Annotated in this window: 20 protein-coding genes; 8 read left to right on the top strand and 12 right to left on the bottom strand. The window is 41.0% G+C overall.

The window, feature by feature from the left end:
- From PR800_RS16545 to hemP, 5 genes are all read right to left on the bottom strand, one after another.
- Positions 1-1002: a FecCD family ABC transporter permease gene (locus PR800_RS16545; protein WP_272531159.1), complete on the bottom strand. Its 1002-nt coding sequence runs from the start codon at positions 1000-1002 to the stop codon at positions 1-3.
- Complete coding sequence (locus PR800_RS16540; protein ID WP_102137460.1) at positions 999-1820, bottom strand: heme/hemin ABC transporter substrate-binding protein; 822 nt, start codon at positions 1818-1820, stop codon at positions 999-1001. Before PR800_RS16540 ends, PR800_RS16545 begins: the two co-directional genes overlap by 4 nt.
- Positions 1821-1835: 15 nt before the next feature.
- Positions 1836-2885 carry a hemin-degrading factor gene (locus PR800_RS16535; RefSeq protein WP_166267934.1) on the bottom strand — a complete coding sequence of 350 codons (1050 nt, stop codon included), beginning with the start codon at positions 2883-2885 and terminating at the stop codon, positions 1836-1838.
- A 25-nt stretch (positions 2886-2910) separates the two neighbouring features.
- Positions 2911-4926, bottom strand: a complete 2016-nt coding sequence (locus tag PR800_RS16530) for a TonB-dependent hemoglobin/transferrin/lactoferrin family receptor (protein WP_272531158.1) — start codon at positions 4924-4926, stop codon at positions 2911-2913.
- A gap of 430 nt (positions 4927-5356) precedes the next feature.
- A complete protein-coding gene (hemP, locus tag PR800_RS16525) occupies positions 5357-5530 on the bottom strand; it encodes a hemin uptake protein HemP (RefSeq protein WP_229597470.1) in 174 nt (57 codons plus the stop codon).
- Between the two features lie 209 nt (positions 5531-5739).
- On the opposite strand from hemP, the gene PR800_RS16520 reads away from it, so the two are divergent.
- Positions 5740-6369 (top strand): NAD(P)H-binding protein, encoded by a 630-nt coding sequence (locus PR800_RS16520; protein WP_166267930.1) that lies wholly within the window; start codon positions 5740-5742, stop codon positions 6367-6369.
- 184 nt (positions 6370-6553) lie between these two features.
- The gene (uhpC, locus tag PR800_RS16515; protein WP_164455324.1) at positions 6554-7879 is read left to right on the top strand and encodes an MFS transporter family glucose-6-phosphate receptor UhpC; all 1326 of its coding nucleotides are present in this window, start codon (positions 6554-6556) and stop codon (positions 7877-7879) included.
- 57 nt (positions 7880-7936) lie between these two features.
- Here the strand turns inward: uhpC and PR800_RS16510 are convergent, their stop codons facing one another.
- The 5 genes from PR800_RS16510 to PR800_RS16490 form a co-directional block, all read right to left on the bottom strand.
- A complete protein-coding gene (locus tag PR800_RS16510; RefSeq protein WP_231068372.1) occupies positions 7937-8881 on the bottom strand; it encodes a DUF1177 domain-containing protein in 945 nt (314 codons plus the stop codon).
- A complete protein-coding gene (gene pepE, locus PR800_RS16505) occupies positions 8881-9606 on the bottom strand; it encodes a dipeptidase PepE (RefSeq protein ID WP_210844667.1) in 726 nt (241 codons plus the stop codon). The genes PR800_RS16510 and pepE overlap by 1 nt, the downstream gene beginning before the upstream one ends.
- Positions 9599-10804, bottom strand: a complete 1206-nt coding sequence (locus PR800_RS16500; protein ID WP_102137467.1) for an aminotransferase class V-fold PLP-dependent enzyme — start codon at positions 10802-10804, stop codon at positions 9599-9601. The genes pepE and PR800_RS16500 overlap by 8 nt, the downstream gene beginning before the upstream one ends.
- 17 nt (positions 10805-10821) lie before the next feature.
- Positions 10822-12450 carry an OPT/YSL family transporter gene (locus PR800_RS16495; protein ID WP_206276075.1) on the bottom strand — a complete coding sequence of 543 codons (1629 nt, stop codon included), beginning with the start codon at positions 12448-12450 and terminating at the stop codon, positions 10822-10824.
- Positions 12451-12514: 64 nt separating this feature from the next.
- Positions 12515-13228 carry an IclR family transcriptional regulator gene (locus tag PR800_RS16490; RefSeq protein ID WP_102137469.1) on the bottom strand — a complete coding sequence of 238 codons (714 nt, stop codon included), beginning with the start codon at positions 13226-13228 and terminating at the stop codon, positions 12515-12517.
- 494 nt (positions 13229-13722) lie between these two features.
- On the opposite strand from PR800_RS16490, the gene galE reads away from it, so the two are divergent.
- The 6 genes from galE (at position 13723) to PR800_RS16460 (ending at position 21176) form a co-directional block, all read left to right on the top strand.
- A complete protein-coding gene (gene galE / locus PR800_RS16485) occupies positions 13723-14748 on the top strand; it encodes a UDP-glucose 4-epimerase GalE (protein ID WP_272531157.1) in 1026 nt (341 codons plus the stop codon).
- A 12-nt stretch (positions 14749-14760) separates the two neighbouring features.
- Entirely contained in the window at positions 14761-15813 is a 1053-nt protein-coding gene (locus PR800_RS16480; RefSeq protein WP_272531156.1) for a UDP-glucose--hexose-1-phosphate uridylyltransferase, read from the top strand.
- 80 nt (positions 15814-15893) lie between these two features.
- Positions 15894-17048 carry a galactokinase gene (gene galK / locus PR800_RS16475; RefSeq protein WP_272531155.1) on the top strand — a complete coding sequence of 385 codons (1155 nt, stop codon included), beginning with the start codon at positions 15894-15896 and terminating at the stop codon, positions 17046-17048.
- Between the two features lie 34 nt (positions 17049-17082).
- Positions 17083-18123, top strand: coding sequence for a galactose-1-epimerase (gene galM / locus PR800_RS16470; RefSeq protein WP_210844672.1), 1041 nt, complete (start codon positions 17083-17085; stop codon positions 18121-18123).
- 154 nt (positions 18124-18277) lie between these two features.
- The gene (locus tag PR800_RS16465; RefSeq protein WP_102137474.1) at positions 18278-19282 is read left to right on the top strand and encodes a substrate-binding domain-containing protein; all 1005 of its coding nucleotides are present in this window, start codon (positions 18278-18280) and stop codon (positions 19280-19282) included.
- A 262-nt stretch (positions 19283-19544) separates the two neighbouring features.
- A complete protein-coding gene (locus PR800_RS16460) occupies positions 19545-21176 on the top strand; it encodes a sodium/sugar symporter (protein WP_166267916.1) in 1632 nt (543 codons plus the stop codon).
- Positions 21177-21396: 220 nt separating this feature from the next.
- Here the strand turns inward: PR800_RS16460 and PR800_RS16455 are convergent, their stop codons facing one another.
- Together PR800_RS16455 and PR800_RS16450 are read right to left on the bottom strand one after the other, a co-directional pair.
- Positions 21397-22200 (bottom strand): DUF4198 domain-containing protein, encoded by an 804-nt coding sequence (locus PR800_RS16455; RefSeq protein WP_272531154.1) that lies wholly within the window; start codon positions 22198-22200, stop codon positions 21397-21399.
- Positions 22201-22214: 14 nt separating this feature from the next.
- On the bottom strand, positions 22215-24188 hold the full coding sequence (locus PR800_RS16450; RefSeq protein WP_272531153.1) for a TonB-dependent receptor domain-containing protein: 1974 nt from the start codon (positions 24186-24188) through the stop codon (positions 22215-22217).
- Positions 24189-24484: the final 296 nt, after the last annotated feature.

The raw sequence follows: 24484 nt of genomic DNA, 5'->3' as shown, positions 1-24484 counted from the left end.
TTAGATCCTCCCTGCAGGCTGGCGTAAAATAAGCCATAAGAAGTAGGGGCCACCAATCAAACCTGTCAGTAAACCAACAGGAATTTCAGCAGGTGCAACCGCAGTCCTCGCGACAGTATCGGCAATGAGTAATAACCCCGCACCGACGATAGCTGAACCTGGAATGAGCCAACGATGATCAGGCCCGAGCGTCATGCGAATGAGGTGCGGAACCACGAGGCCAACAAAACCAATAACGCCGCTCATAGCAACAGCACAACCGACTAACATGGCACTGAGGAATAATAAAATAAATTTGGTTCGTTCAACATTAAGCCCAAGGTAATGTGCATCTTCATCGCCTAATTGCAGAATATTGAGTTTAGCGCCCTGCATTAGACAGATAGCACAAATAGGCAGAATCACTGAAGCTGCAATGGTCAATGACGTCCAGTCAACATTACCGAGTGTGCCCATCATCCATAAGCTGAATGTTCTTAGTTGTTGGTCATTGCTGATATAGCTAAGAACGCCAATGAATGACATGCACAGTGCATTGATAGCGATGCCTGCGAGAAGTAACTTTGCGAGGTTGCCATTTGATGAGCGATTTAAGCTAAAAATAATAAAAGAAACGGCTAGGCTACCAATAAAAGCGGCAGCAACATGGCCATACCCTTGCATCACGGTAGGTAATGAAACCGAGAAAACAATAAATGCAGCAACGGATAGGGCTGCACCGCTGCTGATACCGAGTAAGCTCGGATCTGCGAGAGGATTACGAAATAACCCTTGCATAATGGCACCAGACACCGCCAAAGCAAGGCCGACTAAAATGGCAATTAACACACGAGGAAGGCGGATATTCAGCCATATCTGCCAATCCGAGTCTGTGGTAGATGCCTGCCACAGTGCTTTTAATGAAAAGTTCATTGCGCCTGCATTCGACGCGATGAGAACTAAACCACCAAGTGCGAACAATAAAACGATAATCACCAAAAATGGGTTTTTAAAGCGACTCATTGGGATTTTTCTAATGCCTCACGTAGTTGTTTCATGACTTCAGGCGTACCTAAACTGAAGGTGAGCATGCCGACATCATCAACAACCAGAAGCGCTTTATTTTTCCCAGCGGGGGTCATTGACATTCCTTGTAATTTCCACACTTTTTCTATTCCTCCTAATGATTTAACCCCTTCTTTGGTGAAAATGATTAAATCGGGTTGGCTTGATAGCAAACCTTCTTGGGATAGAGGACGATAGCTGTCGAAGCTGCTCATGGCATTTTTTGCACCGACTGCGTTAATCACGCTGTCTGCCGCTGTGTGCCGTCCTGCCGCTAAAGGCATAACACCACCGTGGCTCATAATGAACAGGACTTTTTTATCGATAGGAGTTGTATTTACTTGGCTGAGCTGTTGGTTAAATTGATTAACTAATTGCTTTCCTTGCTCCGTTTTACCGACCACGTTAGCGATGGTGGTAATTTTTTCTGGAATGGCTTCTAAACTGGGTTTCCCTGTCACCTTAATAATTTTTACGCCACTTTTTTCGATTTGCGAGAGAGCCATTGAGGGTTTGGCTAACTCACTCGCAAGTACTAAAGTCGGGCGCATTGACAGCACGCCTTCTGCGTTAAGCATACGCATATAGCCTACATCAGGGAGCTTGGTGGCTTGCTCTGGGTGAAGGCTGGTGCTGTCACGGGCGACGAGCTGTTCCTGTGCTCCGAGTTCATACACAATTTCCGTCACATCACCCCCTAAGGTGACGATACGTTCTGCTGCATAAGAACCAAAAGAGATAAACAGCGTTGATAAGATTAGAAGCCATTGTTTCATAATAAGTTACCTATTTTAAATGCGGGGTAATGCGGTGACTTGTTGGCGCCATTGCTCTTGCTCTGGAGTCCCTTCCGTACGCTGCCCATACATTTGTGCGATTTGATTTCCTTGGTTATCGAAGACTTCAAGGCTAGTTACATGGCCATCTTGTGTTGGTTTACGTGTAACCCAGCATTCGGCAATCCCATTTTCAATCATGTGCAAGGTGAAATCAGGGTTGAAAATATTTAGCCACTTTAAGTCTGAACCTTCACTTTGATATGGCATGATTTTTTTGATTTCACCAGTAAAAATTTGCACACATCCGCGGTTGCCCACAAAAATCATAATTTCGTTTTGATCTTTGAACGCCGTGTTAATCAGCTGATTGAAGGAATCATTAGGCACTTTCCACGCTAAATCATCGCTAACCGCAGCGAAAACTTGCTGGCGGCTGAGGTTGTTTTTCTTGAGCAGAACAAAGAACTGGTGAACGTCCGTCATGTTGCGCCACTCTTGCTCTAACTGTTGTTTCAGTTCTTCGCTGACGGGCTGATTAGTAAATGCAGCCGCAGGTTCGTGGGTTAACTCGGCATTGTCTGGCGTAGCGTATTTTTCAATCAGTGCTTGCCATGCCGCCATGTCCGTTTCATCGGTGGTGTAAACTTTATGTAGTGCATCACCTTGTTTATCAAAGAATTGGACACTATGACGTTCACCGTGCTTGCTGTCTTCTGTCAAAGCAAAGATAGCGTCCCAATGGCTGAAAAACATCCGTAAATCAAGGGCACGAGGGTTTAAAATCAAACCGCCATGGGGGCTAAATGTCGCATTGTCATAACGGCCAACTTGCTCATGAACCACGTACTCGTTACGGGTAATCGCTTTCACTTTTCCAACAGTGGCTAATTCTGTCAATAAAGTGGGGGCATCGACGTTTAAACGAACCGCTTTGTCGTGGCCAACACGACTATGCAGCAGCTGAGCTTCAGATACATTTAAATAAGCGGCGAGATCGCGAGCGTATTTGGCTTTGTTATCTGCTTTTGCTTGTTGGTAACGCTCGTAAAGTGCTGAATTCACGTTTATCTCCTTAATATTGTGTGAATTACCATTGGAAGCTGACAAGCAGCTTGGCATTACGTCCATCTTGAGGAATGCCTTGTGATGAGTAATATTCTTTATCAAAAGCATTGCCTAACACGACACTGGTTCCTAACCCTTTGAGTTGCCCGTCACCTTGGTAGCTGACGTAGAAGTCATGCACGGCATAGCCCGCTTGTTGTTCTGCTTTAGAGGCTTTATTGAATTCAGTATGGCGCGTAAATTCCCCTAACCAGCCCACGGAAAAACCGCTGTCTGAGATAGGCACGGCCAGATTACTGGTGACAGAATCAGGTTTAATTGATGTTATTGATTTTCCATTAGATTCATCTTTTCCTTCAGTATGGTTATAAGCCAAACTCCAGTTGAAATAGTCTGTTTTATAATCCATCGAGGCATCCCAACCCCAAATTTTGGCTCGTTTAGTATTGATTGATGTGGTGTAGTTATTTTTAGGATTTCTAAAATCAGGTGTTGTCACGTAAGTATTGATATAGTCTTTGGCTTTGGTATCAAAATAACTGGCTTTAAATTGCAGGTTGTCACGATCCATCAATAGGTCATCGAAACGCAGGCCAAAACCATATTCTGCAGTACGGGTTGATTCAGGTTTCAGATTAGGGTTTGGCTTCCATCTATTAACGATTGGCCCCATTTGGAAATGGACCTCGTCGTTATACATTTCCATCATAGAAGGTGCTCGGAAGGCTTCTGAATATGACGCAAATAGCATTGACCACTCTGTTGGTGTAATGCTAACGGCACCTTTAGATGACCATTTACCTTTTTTCACATCTTCATTGCCATCCGATGTGGCTTTATAATGGTCATAGCGCGTACCGACAATAAAGGAAACAGGTAAATCTTTTAGGCTAATTTCATCTTGTAAAAAGCCGGATGCAAAGGTGATGTCCGCATCGGGGAATTGGGTGGTGTTTGCATGAGGAGTTTGTTTTTGCTTATAAGCTTCACTGCCGTATGTCAGGTTGTGTGATGCTAATGGCAAGTCATAAAAGTTAGAGCGGTTATCAGCTTTTATGCCATAAGTTTTTTGTGTACGACCTTCATAGGGGGTTCCTTGGCCTTTTGCCGTGATATTAATATCGGAGTAATAAGGCGTGACTTTAAAATTTAGCCATTCCTGTGAGCCCGGTTTAATTTGATAAGTTATCTGAGCATCTCGTTGGCGAGTAGTACGGTTAACTTTTAGATTGTCACTCCCTACATTAATTTCTTGCGGGTTTTTAGGCTCATTGGCATCGTTGTTGTAGTAACGCATTTGGCCTGATAATTTCTGTGCATCATCGATTTGCCATGTTCCTTTTGCGAGCAAGTTACCGATAGTTTCTTTGTTTTTCATGTCATCGCCATTACTCATGCGGACATTACCGGTTTCTTTTGTCACAAAGCTGAATAACCCATCAAGGTTATCACTACGACCAAATGCGGTACCGCCGAAACCGAAGCTATGATCGCCGGTAGCAGCTTCGGTAAAGACACGGAAACCGTGGTCTTGGCCTTCACGCAACAAGTCTTTGGCATCAACAGTTTCCCAAGCAATCACACCTCCCATAGCACCACTGCCATAGAGCAGAGCAGAAGGGCCACGGATGATTTCAACTTGCTTAATCAGAGCCGGGTCAATAAAGGTGCCATTGACATGGCCTGTATCTGTGCCTTGGCGTACACCGTCCACAAGGGTCAAAATCCCTTTACGATCGAAGCCGCGCATATAGATATCTTGCCCATTCGTTCGACTGGTTCCCGTGACACCAATCCCTGGTACTTTGCGTAAAATATCATTGACCGTATTGGCCGTTTGCGTTTCAGGTGAATCGTTTTTAATCACAGTAACCATCATCGGGGCTTCAAAACTGTCTCGTTCGCTACCTGTCGCATAAACGGTCATCACATCATGATGGTTTTTTTTGGGTGTTGGCTCTGTCGTTTGTGCTTGAGCACTTGCTATCACGCCTAAGATGGCGCTGGTCAGGACTGACATTCGCAAAACAGGGGACATAATTGTGATACTCCATATAGTTTTTATCTGTATTAAGCAGAGTGAATTCGTATTAATTGATGACGATGCGTTGGTCTGGAGGACCTGAATTCGGTATGACACAGGAAAAATTGCATGTAAGTAGTGTCTGAACATAGCAAGAGGAGTAAACACATAATGAAAGTATAAAGCTGAGGTAATAGCAGACTACTGGTTTGTGTTCAGCAGGACTATTTAGGGTTTTGCACATGAAAGCGACCGCTGTGCGATAGTAAAGTATCGAGTGGCTATCCTTGCTAATTCGATATTTAGCGGTACAAATGTGGAATACAGACGTCAGTTTAAACTCCATAAGAAACCTTTTCCTATGTTTAGATTAAGCTGGCTGCCTGGATAACTGCTCTAGGTGGCTTGCGAATTAAGTTTTGGTGCGACTTACTTTGGGTATGGCTTACTTAGTTAAGATCAATTTACCGGTACGTGTTTGTCTCAATTGATAAAGCTCGCCATTATGTTGAATTGAGACCTTACCGGCAGGGCCCAATAATTGTTGGCTTTCTATCACGTCAGTTTTTACGGTGTGTTTTGCCGTTTCGACGGTATTTTCTGCAACTGGGGCTGTCATATTATTTACCATACTAAGTTTGTTGATAATCGAAATGATATTGAGAATGATTATCTTTAGAATGATTGCTAATATCAAGCAATTTTCACAATCAAACAACAAAAGAGCCACAAAAAACTAAGTTAGTACGAAAAAACAGCATTAATCTAGTGGAACCCCACTGACAAGGCTATAATTGAATTTCTCCATTCATTGCATGGGTGAATAAAATGAAAATATTACTTTTAGGTGCGACAGGCCTTGTGGGCAGCCATGTTTTATCATTGGCTCTGGCAGACTCTCGTGTGACTCAGGTGATAGCGCCAACACGACATGCATTAGTAGAACATGAGAAATTACAAGCACCTATTGTTGATTTTAATCATTTGCCTGACGAGGCTGCATTATGGGAAGTCGATGCTGTGATTTGTGCGCTGGGCTCAACCCTCAAAGCGGCGGGCTCGAAGGCGGCATTTCGCCAAGTAGACTACACCTATCCTTTAACCTGTGCGCAGCTGGCCAAAAAATGGCGTTGCCCAACATTTGTATTGACTTCTGCGTTGGGGTCAAATGCGAAGTCACCATTTTTCTATAGCCGAGTCAAAGGGCAGCTTGAACAAGATTTAATGTCACTGGGTTTTGATTCTTTAACTTTGGTTCGGCCGAATGTGATTGGTGGTGAGCGTGAACATACGCGTTTGGGGGAAGTCGTTGTGATACGAATTATTTCTTTTCTATCATCTGTATTGCCCGCCAGTTGCCAAGTTAGCCCTGCAACACATATTGCGAAGGCATTATTTGAATCCGCAGTGAGCCCCACTAAAGGGGTTCATGTTATTTCATCTAAACAGCTTATATAACACTGGGTAGTTCATTTTTCTTTTGAGTGTTATAGGGAATAGATAAAAATATTCATTTTTTGATGAAGGTAACATTTTGTAATAAAACTGTAATAAAAATGTAACAATCAGGTGTTTTTACTTATTGTTGCCACTAAATTATTGTCATATTTTTGCCTGCTTGTACTTTTAGCCGGGGTTGAATATGTCAATATTTAAAGAACAACCAGATATACCAGTAACAATGTCGAAATCTGAAATCGACGCTAAATATAAATACTGGCGATTACACTTAATGATTGTCAGTTATATTGGCTATGCCGTTTTTTATTTCACACGCAAAAGCTTCAATTTTGTTATGCCTGAAATGCTAACTGATTTAGGTATTACAAAGGCCGATATAGGGATGGTTGGAACCGCATTTTACCTGACTTATGGGGCATCTAAATTCCTTTCTGGCATCATTGGTGACCGTTCAAATCCACGTTATTTTATGGGGATTGGCTTGATAGCGACAGGGGTTGTAAACATCCTGTTCGGGCTAACCTCCTCAATCAGTATGTTTATCGTGTTGTGGATGGTAAATGCATTTTTCCAAGGTTGGGGTTGGCCGCCTTGTGCAAAAATACTTAACACATGGTATTCACGTAATGAACGTGGGCTCTGGTGGGCCATTTGGAATACATCACATAATATTGGTGGCGCGATAATTCCAATTCTATCGGGCGGTGTCGCATTAGCCCTTGGTTGGCGCTATGGGATGATCATACCGGGAATTATTGCCATTGTGATTGGTATTGGATTATGTATTTTATTACGTGATAGGCCTCGGACAATGGGCTTGCCGACGGTTGGTGAATGGCGAAATGACCTTGAAGAATTAAAATATGAAGCCAAAGGGGCGGGTTTACCTTTAGGCAAAATATTGAACGAATATATCTTTAAAAATAAAGTGTTATGGGTTCTTGCTATATCATATGCAGTGATTTACATCGTCAGAACAGGGATAAATGACTGGGCAAACCTGTATTTAATTGAAGAGCACGGTTTTAATTTATTGTCGGCCAATGCTGTCGTCATGATGTTTGAAATTGGCGGTTTCTTTGGTGCAATTGTTGCAGGATGGGGCTCCGATTTAATCTTTAAAGGAAACCGTGCGCAAATGAATGTTATTTATGCGCTCGGAATTATTATCACGTCATTCTGTTTATGGATTGTTCCTGTTGATAACGAATATGTATTTTCTTTCTTATTCTTTATGACAGGGTTCTTCATTTTTGGTCCTCAATTCTTGATTGCGATGGCAGCCGCTGAAAACTCGCATAAAAATGCCGCAGGAGCATCAACAGGGTTTGTTAGCTTGTTTGCGTATATAGGGGCATCAATCGCGGGGTATCCATTGTCAATCGTCATTGAAAAATACCAATGGAATGGCTTCTATTCCTTGCTATTAGTCTTATCCATTTTCTTAATTTTAATGTTAATTATTGCAATGATAATGACGAAGAAAAAAGTCAGTGTAGAAGGCTAGTACAGCGTGATTTATGAATGACAGAGCCCACAAATGTGGGCTTTTTACTTTCGAAGGTTACCCCTGAATCTGCGCTAATGAACCATATAAATCATGAAGCCTCTCATATTCATCTTGCTGATAAAATCGAATTTTATCCCAGCAAAATTGCTTAGCGACTTCTACAGTAAACCGCATGGCATCGATTAACTCGCTTTCATAACTTGCGCCTGTTTCACTGCCGGGAACAATCGACTTAGCCGTAATGGCAAGGCCAACAACAGGTGCCTGTGTTGCAATATGCGGTTGCATTATAGAATTAAAGTGATAAACACCGTTATCATAAGGAGAAATGTCTTGTGTGGTGATAGGAAACGTCTTTGCCACATCTCCTGTTGCATACTCCAGTAAGCGTACTAAATCAGGTGCGACGCGTAAAATATAGCCTTGCTTAGCCGTGGGAGAAATAGCAATCCCTCGCTGCTTAATGATGCTGTTTCCCTTTGATGTATCGATGGATAAAATAGCATCCATCTGTTTATCGACTTCATATTGGTTCATGGTATTGGATGAAACTGGCATTCCCATAAAATCGACAGGGTCATGAGGCGTAATCGAAACATGCGTGGCGATATGAGAGCTAATTATTACGTCCCCTTTGAGGGTTTGCCCCTTTGCTGCCATATCCAACAACTTCATCGCGCTGGCAAAAGCGACAATTGACCCATCTGCATCAGAAACTATCCCAATACGACTCGGCTGTGCCTGCTGTGCACCTAAACGACCGATAATGCCTAAAGTCGGGTAAGCGCCTCCACGGTGTTTGCCCTCAGAGCCTGGGATCAATACTTTTATAAAATGGCATAACTTACTCGTATCCTCTGGGGATTCATAAGGAATAGAAATAACAGTGATGATGGCATCACTTGAGCCAACAGAATGAAGTAGCGCTGCCATTTTTTCGCCATCAACATCAGGGGTGTCTAATAAGTCATAAACTTGGCTTAGATAATTCAAAGACATTATTGCACTCCTTTAATCATATTTAATTTGAATGGCTTGTTGGTAGCAATTTCTTCAATCTTATTAGGTCCCCGTAACCATAAGGCATTTTGCTCACCTAAAATGGTGCCATGGTCGTTTTCAATAAATAATGCAGTACCTTCATACAGTGCGATCAACTCTTCCATGGGGTTAATCGTTAAAAACTCATTTAACCGCTCTTCACGGCTTTCTCCATTATGGCCAACCGGTTTACCAGAAATAAAATGCGGATTAATTTGAAATGGGCAAATATTCAGTGCATTAAATGTAGGGGGTTGGATAATTGGCATATCATTGGTGGTGCGAATACTCGGTGTTGCAACATTACTGCCTGCACTCCATCCCATATAGGGAATGCTTTCGTATTTAACTCGTTGTGAAATCAGCTCTACTATGTTTGCATCATATAGGCGTTTTAATAAAGCAAAGGTATTTCCGCCACCAATAGCAATCGCTTGTGCTTGTTTAACTGCCGCAACAGGGTCGCTAAAGTGATGAATTGATGTTAACTCATAACCTAAAGCATTAAATACTGGTTTCACAATCGCTTCAAAATCATCAAAACTGAATGTAACTGCAGCATAAGGAATAAATAAAATACTTTGTTTTTTGTGTTGTAATAAACGATGGATTTGTTCGTCCGCATGTTGTAAATAATTCATATTCCCCATACGTGAGCTGCTCATTAATAACGCATTAGTCATTGCTATATTCCTTTTTGATTTCTTTTATTGAGTTAATTAATAAATCAATCTCTTTTTCACTATTAAAATAATGAAGTGATAAGCGAGCCATTTTTTCTATTTGATAGAACTCTAATATCGCGGTTGCCATAAAGTGACCTGATTCAATAATGATATTTTTAGCTTCTAATTTTTGCATTAATAAGTCAGAGGGAATTCCGTTAATATTAAATGGAATTATTCCTATTCTCTGGTGGCTATTATTAGGGCCATAAATTTCGACACCAAAAAGTTGAGATAATTGCTGCATTGCATATTGAGTAAGTGTTTGGTTACGTTCCTCAATTTGCTCAATACCGATATTTACTGCATAGTCTAAAGCCGAATCTAAACTAATAATAGCCGGAATATTTGGGCAACCCGCTTCAAAACGTTTTGCCGTTTGAGGCAGAATAATGTTCCCTGTTTGTGGGTCAATTGAGCTATTCCACCAACCGACCAGTGTGGGGGATAATGATGGGACCAGTGGTTCACGAACAAAGAGAATGCCACTGCCTTCTATAGCTCTCAACCCTTTTCGGCCACATGATGACATAAAGTCACATTGCCATTTTTGAACATTAACGTTATACATTCCAATGGCTTGTGAAGCACTAATATGGCTAAGTACACCATGCTTTCTGGCTATCTCACAAATAGCCTGCACAGGTTGAATTACCCCAGTTATGTTAGATAGCGCAACGAAACTGATGAGCTTTGTCTTAGAGGTTATCGCTTGCTCGATAGATTCAGGTGAAAGGACACCATAGCTATCCGCACTCACCTTAATAATTTTTATTCCTTTTTCATGCGCTAACAGTTGCCAAATTGCAATATTGCTGAGCATCTCAGTATCAGGGATTATCACTTCATCGCCAGCTTTCCAAGAAACACCTCTAGCAATCAAACTGATAGATTCTGTACCATTTTTGGTAAATGCAATTTCACTGGGCTTTGCTCCGATAAATGCGGCCAACTTTTTTCGACAAATTTCAACTTGCTCATAAGTTTGCTTGCGGAAGCTCGGTAAATAAATCCCTTGCTCTGCGGTTTTATCAAGATAGCGCTTTACTGCGTCTATTACTGGTTTGGGCGGTGGTGCCGCGGCTCCCGTATCAAAATAAGCGTAATGTTGTGAAACTAGCGTGTCTTTTTGCACTTGCGACCAGATATTCGTCATTATTATTTCCTATAAAATTATTTAGCCCAGAAGGAAAGTAGCTTCGCTTTGAGGGTTGGCAGGAAAGCTTTAGCCGTGGAGTAAAGAGCATCGCCGGCAATAAGCCCACCAGCGAAAGTTGAAATTTTATCGGAACTGATATTGAAGAAACGCTCAATGATAATTCGAACTGCGAGTGCGGTAAGAACAGTCCAACCTGCAATAGGATAGTTAATCATTAAGCCAGTTGAGAAGAGTACGCCAATCTGATTTTTAGCACCGCCAATCAACTGAATGATGGCTCCCGGTATGGCCCACAATAGCAACATCATCGCCACATTTGAGGAGCTTCCTGCTTGGATAGTAGCAGCATAAAGCCTTGATGCAGGAACGATTTTGTCTTGTTCGAAATAAAAATCGTAGGTAAGCGCAACCACCACCAAGGCGCAGAAAAAACCGATAATAGCGGCAAAATATTGTTGTTTTCTTCCATAATGTTCTGCAGATTGGTTTTTACCATAACCGCGGATCATAAACCCCGTTTTTAGGTCAAAACCCATATCGGCAAAAGCAGGGCCTGTCGCGGCACAAAAACCGACTAAAACAGCTAATGCTTCAGGAGGGAACCCCAGTAAAATGCCAATCATCAATGAGATAAGAGCTGCTGCAGTTGCAGGAAACCAGCCAGAATGCATTGCAGCCATACCCACAATCATCTCTTGGATTAAAGCGGCTAAGGTCGCAAAAATGAGGAACCCAATAAGTTGCGGCAATGTCATAGTGGCAAATATCTGGCTAATAAATGTGAGTGCTAACGCGGTTAAAAAGTAGAAAATTGCCCCTTTGATTAAGGTTGACTTGATACGTTTGCTACTTTGGCGTAATTCATCACTCTCCTCGTTTTGTTGCTGACTATCTTTCTTGTTGCGAAATACAATGGCTCCGATTTGGATTAAGGCGACGATACCTGCACCAATCATCACACCATGTGGGACATAGTTTTCATATAAATTATAAGTAATTAGCCCTGACTCAGAAAAACCACGAATAAGTAGTCCAACAGCAAACATGAATAACGCGAAAATACTGCCAATCAACGCGATCCCTGCGGATGCCATTGGGATACCAAAACCTGCACCGATGGCTCCAGCAGCAAAGCCTGTCAGCAATGCGCCAAGACGCTTTCCACCTTTATTTCCTGCCCATAAAGTTTCTGCGGTGGCAACACCAGCAGGCCAAGAAGCACTGGCAGGATAGGCGCGGGTATTAAACAAACCATATAAAATCGTGCCATCAATGATAATCGCAACGAAAGCCCCAGCCATCATCGGATAAATTAATTCAGGCATACCCAACACCCAAGGTACACCGATGGCAACCATTAACCCATTTGCTGCAGCAAAGGTTGCTGCAGAGATACTGGTTTGAATTAAATTTTGTGCATCTATAAATTTAAATGATGCGAAAATAGAAAGCGGGACACGAGATAATAAAATGGCGAGAACAGCTCCGATAATTGATGTGTTTGCGGAGATACCTAGTGTGACAATAATCTGAATGCCAATAATAGCACCAACAAAAGATAATATAATTATTGCGATGAGTAGTGCTGGGGAAAAAATAGATACACGTACCTCAGTATCATTTTTATCATGAGATATATTCATAGAGTTACCTATTTTATTTTAATAATTAATAACTGCTTTTTATTTTATTAATTTCACCATAGGTTTAAAATATGGCAGATAATTTACTGGCTGTGGATTTTAATAATGGGTAATACTCGGTTAAATTTTTACTTTGGCTTGATGCTGCAATGCATAACGAGCCTAATACTCCTTTTTCAAAAGAAAATATAGGAACGGATAACCCTTGTGTTCCTGCTAAATAAGCTTCTTTTGAATATGCATATCCTTCTTCAGCATAGAGACTTAATTGCTTTCTTAATAAGGTGTTATTTTGCAAATTATGTTTAGAAATATATTCATCGATATAAGAAATATCCATTGAGCTTAAAATTATTTGTGTAAATGGGGCTTCATGTAAGCTCAACGCTTCTCCTTCTTTAGATGTAAAGCGGATAAGATGGTCACTTTCTAAAATGAAATTACAAATAGCGATATCATTGTAACGGCGATAAATAAATATGGTTTCATGTGTTTTATCAGCGAGAGGGCGTAGGTAGTCACTCGCTAATTGTGAAAAATGGCGTGTGTTATTGGCTAAATGACCGATTTCAATACACCGCAAGCCTAATAAATATTCTTTATTCTTATTTTTTTGTAAGAAACCTTGCTCTTCTAAAATATTAAAACCCCGCTGTATGACGGAAGGGCTCTTATCAAGATGACGAGCTAACTCACGCACTCCCCATATGGGCTTGTTGATTGAAAAGCAATCTAACAAGGTTAATACGAATCCAGCAGATTGTAGTCGGTTATTCATAGCTTCCCCTGTTTGTAATCAATTGACTTAGCACTATTGTTATATTTTTGTTCCTGATGCAGGAACAGTGTGCCGCTTTGTAATACAAACATATTTAGATGAAACAATATGCAAAGTAAATGATTTGTTGCATCCGTGTTAAGTTGGTCACTAAAACAGTTCTTATTATTTATCTTTTTTTCTTGGTTTTGCTGTAATTATTTGAAATTAATCTATTTTTTTTGGTTTTTAGCTGTTCCTGTTAGCGAAACAATGGAAAAGACGCAAATAGATAAATAAGTTATTGGTGAGAACAGGAGAATTTGTTTAGCTTGAATGATCTTTTCCTGATGCGGTTCATTTTATGTGAGAAATAGGCTATTTTATAATTTTGTGTAAACGTTTACACTAAGTCGAGATTGATCACAGAATCTTATCCCAACTCGTTGTTATACTCCGTAGCAATGACACGTTGGAAGACAGAATGTAATTTAGGCTGTATTGGGGGGAAAGAGATGCAACAGGTTGAAATACTCGTTACAGGCGGGCTTGGATATATCGGTAGTCATACTTGTGTTCAATTAATAAAGGCTGGGCTATCGCCAGTTATTATTGATAATTTGTGTAATGCAAAGCGAGAAGTGCTTAATCGTATTGAGGCATTAACCGGTGTACGTCCGGTGTTTTATCAATGTGATGTCCGCAACGAGCAACAACTAGCATCTGTTTTTTCTTCTCATCAATTTCATTCAGTTATTCATTTTGCAGGGCTAAAAGCGGTTGGAGAATCAGTAGAAAACCCCCTTAAATACTATGATGTTAATTTTAATGGAACATTGGTATTAATGCGCTGTATGCAAAAAGCGAACGTGAAAAGTTTGATTTTTAGTTCGTCAGCCACGGTATATGGCGAACCCAGTTGTTTACCTATCACTGAAACGTTTCCAACGGGTAATACACAAAGCCCTTACGGCACGAGTAAATACATGGTTGAGCGTTGTTTATCTGATGTATTTCACTCAGACCCGTCATGGTCATTAACATTATTACGCTACTTTAACCCTGTTGGTGCCCATCCATCGGGTTTGATGGGAGAAGACCCGCAAGGGATCCCAAATAACTTAACGCCTTATATTACCCAAGTTGCGGTGGGAAAAAGAGAAAAACTGGTGATTTATGGAAACGATTACCCTACGGTAGATGGAACGGGGGTTCGTGATTACATTCATGTCATGGATTTAGCAGATGGCCATGTTGCCGCCCTGCAAGGGGTTGGAAATCAAGCTGGATTACATTGCTACAATCTAGGCACGGGTAACGGCACCAGTGTTTTGCAAATGTTACATGCATTTGAAAAAGCAGTTGGAAAAACCATCCCTTATGTGATTGAACCCCGTCGTGCTGGGGATATCGCAGAATACTGGTCCACACCGGAAAAAGCGTACCGCGAACTCGGATGGCAAGCGGAGCGAACCTTAGAGGATATGGCGGCTGACAGCTGGCGTTGGCAATCAAAAAATCCCAATGGTTATGAGGTTTAGGAGATAAATAATATGAATACAATGCCATTTAACCCTTCGGATTGCCCTCATCGTCGCTATAACCCATTAACGGGGCAGTGGGTGTTGGTGTCTCCTCATCGAGCAAAACGGCCGTGGAGTGGTAAAGATGAAAAGCCATCAATAGAGGATTTACCTCAATATGATGAGCATTGCTTCCTTTGCCCAGGTAATACACGGGTTTCCGGGGAAGTGAATCCTAACTACCAAGGGACTTATGTCTTCCAAAATGACCATGGTGCATTATTAGCACAACCCTGCGCCCAACCTGATAATCAATCTGAATTGTTTCAATCACAATCGGTGAGTGGCGTTAGCCGGGTGATCTGTTTTTCACCTGACCACAGTAAAACGCTGCCAGAGCTGTCTGTATCTGAAATTGAAGGCGTTGTCGAGACATGGCAGCAACAAATCGCTGAGTTAAGTGAGCATTATGCTTGGGTTCAGGTTTTTGAAAATAAAGGGGAAATAATGGGGTGCTCTCAACCTCATCCTCATGGACAAATTTGGGCGAGTGATTTTTTACCAAATGAAATTGCACGCAAGGACCATTTTCTTGCGCAATATTACCAACGCCATGGCCGTAATTTATTGATTGATTACATTAAAGCTGAACAACAAGATGGCTCACGTATTGTTGTCGAAACTGAAGAGTGGATTGCACTTGTCCCTTATTGGGCGGCTTGGCCATTTGAAACCATGCTATTACCGAAACGACACATTCGCCGTATGGATGAAATGAGTGAAGCCATTCGCGCAGACCTTGCTGTTGCGCTAAAAAAACTCACAAGCCGTTACGATAATCTATTTCACTGTTCTTTCCCATATTCAATGGGATGGCACTTTGCGCCTTTTATGAATGAAAGCCAAGGCATTGAACATTGGCAATTACATGCCTTGTTTTATCCACCATTATTGCGCTCAGCGACAGTAAAAAAATTCATGGTGGGGTATGAAATGTTAGCGGAAACCCAGCGAGACCTCACACCAGAACAAGCCGCACAACGTTTGCGTGATGTGAGTGACTGCCATTATAAGCAAAGCTAAACCGCTAAATAATTTATCAAATTACAATTAACTTAGCTGTTTGCTGGGTTAAGCAAATTATGCATTAAGGATAATTAAAAATGGAAACGTTAAAGCAAATTGTTGCCACGTCGTTTGAAAAAACCTTTGGCTATCAACCTGAAGTTTATGTTCAAGCCCCAGGGCGCGTGAATATTATCGGTGAACATACGGACTACAATGATGGTTTTGTTTTACCTTGTGCCATTGACTACCAAACGATGACCGCAGCGTCAAAACGTGATGATCGTATAATCCGAGTCGTTGCAGCTGACTACCATAATGAGTGCGATGAATTCAGTTTGGATAGCGAAATTGCATTTTTGCCTGAAAAAATGTGGGCAAACTATATTCGCGGTGTTGTGAAGTTTCTGTTACAACGCGGGTTTTCATTTAACGGTTGCGATATTGCTGTGAGTGGAAATGTACCGCAAGGGGCTGGTTTAAGTTCTTCTGCCTCACTCGAAGTCGTGATTGGGCAAACACTGAAAGCATTGTATCAATTAGATATTAGTCAACAAGATATCGCACTTAATGGCCAACAAGCTGAGAACCAATTTGTCGGTTGTAACTGCGGCATTATGGACCAACTTATTTCAGCGTGTGGTGATGAAGGCCATGCTCTATTGATTGATTGCCGCAGTTTGGCACTATTTCCTATTTCCATACCTGATGACTTAGTTGTGATGATAATTAATTCAAATAAACAACGCGGCTTGGTTGGAAGTGAATACAATACGCGTCGCCAACAATGCGAAGAAGCCGCTAATTTGTTTGGGGTGAAAGCGTTACGCGATGTCACTTTTGATGAGTTTTTGCAGAAGCAACATCAATTATCCCCTATCGTTGCCAAGCGAGCTAAACACGTGATCAGTGAAAATGAACGTACTTTGGCGGCAGCAAAAGCATTGACACAGAATGACTTATTGCAGCTAAGCGAGCTAATGGCGCAATCACATATTTCTATGCGTGATGATTTTGAAATTACAGTTCAAGAAATTGATACTCTAGTGGATATCGTTAAGTCCGTTTTAGGTGCTCAAGGCGGGGTGCGAATGACTGGCGGAGGCTTTGGTGGTTGTGTGGTGGCATTAATGCAGCAACAATGTGTGCAGCCTGTGATTGACGCAGTAGAAGCGCAATATCAGAAAGCGACAGGTTTGCAAGCCGATATTTATGTTTGCCAACCAAGCTCAGGCGCGAGTGTGGTGCGTTAAAACTAAACTAATATATTGAAAAAGTTGAGATAAAATGCCGTTTACTCAAGAGAAAGACCCGACATTAGGTACGCCCAAAGTCATCGCGTTGACCAATAAAAATGGAATGGAAATTACCCTGACAAGTCTAGGGGCAAGTTGGATGAGTTGCATTTTGCCGCTAGCGAGTGGAAAACGGGATGTCGTTTTAGGCTCACCGAATGTGGATAAACACACAGAGCAGGACGTGTACTTGGGCGCAACAGTAGGGCGTGTGGCTAACCGTATCGCAAATGCACGTTTTTCCATTCACGGTGAAAATTATTCAGTATCAGCCAATCAAGGAGCGCATTGCTTACATGGTGGGAAAGATAATTTTAGTTATCGGATTTGGGCGGTTTCGCAACTGAGTGCTCAACAGGTTATTTTTTCACTCACCTCACCGGATGGTGACCAAGGTTTCCCCGGGGAATTAAAGGTTGAGGTGAGTTATGAATTAACGGATGAAAATCAAGTGATTATCCGTTATAAACACCAAACCACGAAGGCCTGTCCTGTAAACTTAACCAACCACACTTACTTTAATTTGGCGGGGGAAGGTAGCGAAAAAACGGTGTTAGATCACGCTCTTACTATACACGGCGATTATTATTTACCTACAGATAAAGCAGGGATCCCGAGTGGAGATTGGCGTGATGTTACGGGGAGTTATTTTGATTTTCGCCAAAGCAAACTCATTGGTCGTGATTTTCTACAAGATAGTGACCAAGTTGCGGCTGGGGGCTATGACCACACTTTTGTGCTTGATTCAGCCTGTATCGATGGGCGCAAATCAGTGGCATCGTTGAGTGCTCCTGAGGGAGACGTAAAGATGAATATTTTTACAACGATGCCCACCATGCAGCTTTATACAGGGAATTATTTAGTTTCAGTGGCAGGTAAAACCAAATTGTATACGCCTTTTTCCGGTGTGGCATTTGAAACGCAGTTTCCACCCGATGCCGTTAATCACCCCGAATGGGGAGAGCGATACAGCCCAATTTCACAGCCTAATCAAATTTATTGCAGTGAAACCTGTTATCAATTTATTTTCTAAATCTATATATCATTAACACCGCATTTAAGCGGTGTTTTCTTTTTTTGCACCATAAACCCATTATTTTAATTTAAATAATTTTAATATGCGTTATGCCATTGTTTTTAATTCTAGCGCATTGTTTAATAAGCCATCCTAATTGTAGAGGTATACGATGGCGACAATCAAAGATGTGGCAAAAGAAGCAGGTGTTTCGGTTGCAACTGTTTCTCGAGTGATTAACCAATCACCGAAGGCGAGTCAAGCTTCTATTGTCTCAGTAAAGAGTGCAATGAATAAGCTGGGTTATCGCCCCAATGCCGCTGCTCGTGCTCTTGTGAACCAAAGTTCAAATACCATTGGGGTGTTAGTTAACGATGTTTCCGACCCTTTTTTTGGCGTTATGGTCAAAGCCGTTGATGGCGTAGCGCATAAAAACGGTAAACATATTCTGATTTGTAATGGTTACCACAATGCCAAGGAAGAGCGCCAATCTATTGAGCTATTGATCAACAACCGCTGTGATGCCTTGGTGATCCACTCGAAAGCCCTTGATGATGCAGAACTGCTGCAATATGCGAAAGAAGTCCCAAGTATGGTACTAATAAACCGCCATATTGATGAAATTGCAAACCGTTGTATTTCATTAAATAACTACAAGGGTGCCTATTTAGCAACAGAACATCTCATTCGACATGGACATACTAAAATTGCGTACATTTCTTCAAATCACCAAATTGAGGATGCCGTGCAGCGTTTACAGGGTTATCGAGATGCGTTAAAAAATAATGGCATTCAACTGTCTGATAGTTATATTGAATATGGTACGCCTTATGGAGAAGGCGGAGAGCAAGCGATGACTAACTTGCTGATAAAATCACTCGAAATCACAGCGGTCGTGGGTTACAACGACTTTATGGCTGCGGGAGCCATCGCGGTATTAGATGAAAATGAAATTCACTCACCAGAACAGGTCTCAGTCATTGGTTTTGATGATGTGTTGATTGCCCGCTATATCCATCCACGCTTGACAACTATTCGTTATCCTATCCAAATGATGGCAGAAAAAGCCACTCAACTAGCGCTCTCTTTAGCAAGAGGGGAAAAAACGACAGGTGAAAGTTTGATTTATTCTCCGACATTGGTTCAACGTAATTCAGTTAGGCCTTTGCACGCCTAATTATTTTATAGTCCATAGAATGACGAAAAAAATGTAAACGTTTTCATTTGTGTTTGATGAACTTCACGAATTTATTATAAAACAGGTTTGTTTTCGCCACTTTCTCTCTACTTCTCGGTGATTTTTTGTATTGATTCCGGCTATTTAGCTTACTAAGTTAATATTTTAGATGATATTGTGAAAATATGTGATTCATTTAACGGTGATATTTTGTGGTAACGTTTACACTTGCTTTGTTATCACTTGGCGAAGGAATTTGACTATGCAAACTGAAGGGGTTGGGTTAAGCACATTAGATTACGGAATATTCATTCTGTATGTGCTTGTCATTATTAGTGTTGGTCTTTGGGTTTCTCGAGATAAAAAAGGGCAAAAGAAAGGTACAAAAGACTATTTTCTAGCAGGAAAAACATTACCTTGGTGGGCAATTGGTTCTTCATTGATTGCGGCAAATATCTCAGCAGAGCAGTTTATTGGTATGTCGGGCTCTGGCTTTTCAATAGGTTTGGCTATCGCGTCCTATGAATGGATGGCAGCACTAACACTGATTATTGTCGCAAAATACTTTATGCCAGTGTTTATTGATAAAGGCATTTTTACTATTCCAGAGTTTGTTGAAAAACGTTTCAATAAAACGTTAAAAACGATCTTAGCCGTGTTCTGGCTGGCATTATTTATCTTTGTTAATTTAACTTCAGTTCTTTATTTAGGGTCGTTAGCACTACAAACAATCCTAGGTATCCCAATGCATTATGCTATTTTCGGCTTAGCATTGTTTGCAGTGATTTACTCTCTTTATGGCGGGCTGTCTGCGGTTGCGTGGACGGATGTTGTACAAGTTTTCTTCTTAATTTTAGGCGGCTTTTTAACCACAATAATGGCGGTAAGCTATATTGGCGGTGATGCGGGGTTATTCGCAGGTATGAGCCGTATGGCAAGTGAAGCACCCGCGCATTTTGAAATGATTTTAAGCCAAGACAACCCACAGTTTAGTAATTTACCCGGTATTGCAGTGTTAATTGGTGGTTTATGGGTTGCCAATTTATATTACTGGGGCTTTAACCAATATATTATTCAACGCGCATTAGCCGCTAAGTCTATTAATGAAGCGCAAAAAGGCTTGGTTTTTGCCGCATTTCTTAAACTCATTGTCCCAATCCTTGTTGTCGTACCGGGTATTGCGGCATTTGTGATTGTTTCTGACCCTGCATTACTGGCGGGATTAGGAACGATGGCACAAGAACATATACCAACACTGGCCCAAGCGGACAAAGCTTACCCATGGTTAACTCAGTTCTTACCAGTAGGCGCTAAAGGGGTCGTGTTTGCGGCATTAGCTGCGGCTATCGTCTCTTCTTTAGCTTCCATGTTGAACTCAGTGGCAACTATTTTCACCATGGATATCTACAAAGAATACATTGCTCCATCAACCGCGGATCATAAATTAGTGAATGTCGGGCGGATTAGTGCAGTCGTTGCGTTAATCGTTGCATGCTTTATCGCCCCATTACTGGGTAACATTGGACAAGCTTTCCAATATATTCAGGAATATACGGGGTTAGTTAGCCCAGGTATCTTAGCCGTATTCTTATTAGGTTTGTTTTGGAAGAAAACCAATGCGAAAGGGGCGATCATCGGTGTGCTGCTCTCAATTCCGTTTGCATTATTCTTAAAACTGATGCCGTTAGGTATGCCATTCCTAGACCAAATGATGTACACCTTCTTCTTTACTGCGGTTGTGATTGGCTTAATTAGCCTGACAACGGCAAAAGAAGATGACTGTGAGGGGGCAATTATCCTAACGTCCGAAACGTTTAAAACGTCGAAAGGTTTCAATATTGCGTCATACGCAATTATGGTTATCTTGTGTGTTCTATATGCACTGTTCTGGTAACGAAATACATCGAACAAGCTGATAAGTAAAATGATAGCATAAGGCGGGAAAGGTAACTCCCGCCTTATTTTTTTGCGTTTGTTAAGCGCAATAATGGCTTATCATAAACACTGAAATCAGACTAACTATCTATTGCCCCGAACCCCACGAGAAAAAGCTATCTCACCTATAATTCAATTTTATCTATGAGAAAGCTTTCAGAGCAGTAAAAAGATTGCGATTAACGTTTAAATGACAACGTTGCTACCGCCACACTTTCATCACATTGCTCACTATTTTCAAATGGTTGCTTATACTTAGTTAACAACATCCATTCACCGGCAGGTAAATGTTTAACGGAAATAATGCCATTATTATTACTCGTCACTGAATACTCCGCTGTATGTGGCGGGTGCTTTGATTCGTTATTAGCGGTATGACTATGGTTATGACTATTTTTAATATACTCAGCAGAATCTATTTCAACTTGACTATAACTAAGTGGCTTACCACGGTAAAAAACCTGAAATAAATCTACCTGCTCATTTTTAGAAAAAATATTATTAATTGGAACTATTTCTAATTCTTGCCCTATTGGTTTAAAGATATAACTATCTAATTTGATATTACCGTCACTCACTATCGTTTTAGCGAATTTAACGCTAAACTGGCAATAGCTCGCTTGTTCTGCTTGTTGCTTATTTAATGGCCGCCACCCCTTCTTAGTTCTAGACCAAAACATCGGTTTCATATTTGTTGATATAATGAAATTATCGGGATTCTTTAGATTTTGCTTATATTCATAAACATAATCTGCTCCTGTACTTTCTAATGGTTCACTTCCTTGTTCTGTCGTTATTTGCGGTAATACAAAGTAATCCTGCCGATTAGGTAAACGTCCTTTCGACGGGAAATCATGGCCATAGCCAATCTCAGCAATAATACGGTCACTTATTGGCTTAGCAGTGAGCCAAACATCATGAGCGGACGCTATAGATGTCATCAACAATGTGGATAAACTAATCGTAATTAATTGGTATTTCATTTCAGTATTCCTATTTACCATTGATAACTAACAAAAACATTAACAGAGCGGCCCGCAATAGGAGCACCTTGAATTGAATTCGCTTGCTTATTTAATGCATTATCTAAAACTAACGCAGCTGTTACGCCTTTTAGATTTTCGAGAGGTTGATAATCCACAGAAAATGTATTTAAAACATAGCCTGCTTGAGTGTCTGTGCCTGTTTTCACATGGCGAGCTGGGGCGACAAAAGTGCCTCGCCAACCGACGGATACTCCACTGAGTGATGTGGGTATTTCTAGAGAAGTGATCACCGTATCAGGACTTAAATTTCCTAACCATTCACGATTATTTGCATCAATTCCTTCAGTATGGTTATAGGATAGGCCTAATTTGAAATCACGATGTTCATAACTTGATTGGATATCCCATCCCCAAATTTTTGCTAACGCGACATTATTTGCATAGGTAATTCCCTTTTTTCTATCGACATGCGTTGCTATATAATTTTTCGCATGGGTATTAAAGTAGCTGCCTTTCAGTTCGATGTTATCTCCATCAGAGAAAATAGAATCAAATGTCAGTCCTACCCCAATCTCTTGTGAATTATTAGTTTCAGGTTTTAAGTTTGGATTTGGTACCCAATAATTAGGTTTCCCTCGTGAGTAAAAATGTAATCCATCACGATACATTTCTTCCATTGTGGGCGCCCGAAAGGCTGAGGATGCGGAACCAAATAGCATCAGCCAATCGGTTGGATTTAATACAATTGCGGCTTTTGGCGAGTAGTTGCTAGCAGTTAAATCACCATATTTTGAATTGCTACTTTGATAGTGGTCATAACGAGTACCAATGATAAAAGTCATTGGTAAATCACGTAATGTAATCTCATCTTGGATTAGCCCTGAGTAAAAATTGATTTTCCCATCAGGGTAGACGGTTTCAGCACCTGAAGGCTGGTGCTTTTGATGATAAAATTCGCCACCTACAATAATTTGTTGACCAAATAACGGCGATTGGATCACACTCGTATTCGTTATTTTTGTTCCATAACTTGTACTATTGCGGTGTTTACTTTTTTGTCCCGCAGGTGTTGAATGAACATCCACTTCAGAAGAATAAAGCCGTGTATTCAAATCAATTAAGCCTGAATAAGTAGGGTTAAAATGATAATTCATTTGTATATCACGCTGAGTAATATTGCGGTGATAGTATTCTGAATTATCAACACTGGGGCTAGTGACTGTTGGGTTTCCGGGTTCTTTTGATTTACTACTATAGTGTTTGATGCTGCCGCTTATACTTTGGTTTTCGTCAATCGCATATTCACCTTTGGCAAACAAACTATTATTTCCCTCATCATTTGGTGCGGAGTATCCATCTCCTTGATAAATATTACCTCGCTGGCGTTGACTCAGCGAAAGCAAACCATCAAATTGTGCTGTTCGCCCATATGCCATCACACCTGTCCCATAGCTATGGTCCCCTGTTGCCCCTGCGGTAAATACGCGAAAGCCATATTTTTCGTTACTATTCAGAAAATCTTTTGCATTTACAGTACGATAATCAATGACTCCCCCAAGTCCACCGCTACCATACAAACTTGACATAGGTCCCCTGACAACCTCAACTTTTTGGATTAAAAATGGGTCGACAAATGTCGCACTTCCCTTATCCATTCCAGTGTCCTGTTTCACGCCATCAACCAGAACTAAAACCCCATTTTTGTTATAACCTCGTAAGTTAAATGTTTGCCCATTAGTACGACCTACGCCAACTTCACTGAGCCCCGCGATCCCTTTTAACAGTCCCCCCGCAGTCATTGAGGTATAAGTTAATGCCGTATTGTTGTGTACTACATTAACGATGGAAGGTGCTTCAAATTGTTCCGTTTCTATACCTGTTGCTGTGACAGTAATTGTTGAGTCTTTTGCAGTAGAAACGGCAAAACTCGAATTATGGTTCCCTAGAAATAAAATAAAAAAAGTTGCTAATGCTGTTGTTCTCATTAATAAACCCAATATAGATCCGATACGTGAAAGTTATGTTATAACATAACAATATAACTTCAAGTTTTTCTCTCTAATTATTTTGAAATTATTATTTTGGATTTTGCTGCCGATACCACGCTAATTCTCTAATTTTGTTGTGTATCAGCTAATTATGGGTAAGATCTCATTGGACATTAAAGCGAATGTTTCAAAAAGAATTTCAGCGGTAGCCGCCCAAACCCATCTGATTTTATGAGATAATCTTCTTCATACCTATTTTGTATACATTATCGGCAGTTGGCGTAAAAACAATC

This window comes from Providencia sp. PROV205 (assembly GCF_028479505.1).
GTDB lineage: Bacteria > Pseudomonadota > Gammaproteobacteria > Enterobacterales > Enterobacteriaceae > Providencia > Providencia huaxiensis.
The sequence above is the reverse complement of the archived record's forward strand: the minus strand, read 5'-3'. Positions and strand labels throughout refer to the sequence as shown.